Annotated in this window: 1 pseudogene; it reads right to left on the bottom strand. The window is 43.7% G+C overall.

The annotated features are described in order from the left end of the window. Positions 1-806, bottom strand: a pseudogene (locus PVV65_RS08050) (hypothetical protein); the annotation flags it as partial.

An 806-nucleotide genomic window follows, 5' to 3' on the forward strand; every position in this document is an offset into this window, starting at 1 on the left:
GTCCGTGTAATCATGCAATTGACCACCCGTAACTGCTTCTTTCGAACCACTTTCAATCCGACCTTCCGCTAAATTGTCTATCAATACAGGAGCACTTTCATCGCCTCCAACCAACGTAACTTTATTCGTCTTATGACCAGACTCATCCTTATCATAGTTAACAGCTCCGTTCGTAACAGCACTTTCAACATCCTTAACATGTTGATCTATATTCTCTACACGCTCCTCAACAGCTTCAACTTTCTTATTCGTCTCCCAAAGTTGACCTCCATTAACAACTTCTTTCGAACCTTCCGATACCTCTCCATCCGCTACATGCGTAATCTTACTATCCGCCCCATTATGACGACCATCATAGCCTCCTAGTTCTTCATTCCAATTTAAGCCGTTCGAGGTAACATTCTCAGCTACATCATTAAGGCGATCGTTAATACCAGATAAACTTCCGTTAACTCCTTCAAATGCACCCGCTACAGTATCATAGCTCTTACTCTCAGAAGAACTGCCATCGCTCTTGAACTGCGTTATTTCAAAATGAGGCGCTGTCCATTCTCCTCCTTGATAGCTCGCTCCTCCGCCTAAATAAGCCGCTAACGTCTGATTCAACTGATACAACTGATTACCCGTAATCGCTTCTGTCGACCCCGCCGAAATGTCCCCGTCAACAAGATGGCTCAGTTTACTATTATGCTTACCATCTCCTTTGCCATGAAGTGCTACAAACGCTTTGTCATCATCACTCCACAACAGTGCATTCTGAGCAATGTTGTCTGAAAGATCATGTTGAAGCTTCGTGAAAGATTGAT

It is taken from the genome of Bartonella sp. ML70XJBT (genome assembly GCF_028618425.1).
In the GTDB taxonomy this organism is placed as follows: domain Bacteria; phylum Pseudomonadota; class Alphaproteobacteria; order Rhizobiales; family Rhizobiaceae; genus Bartonella.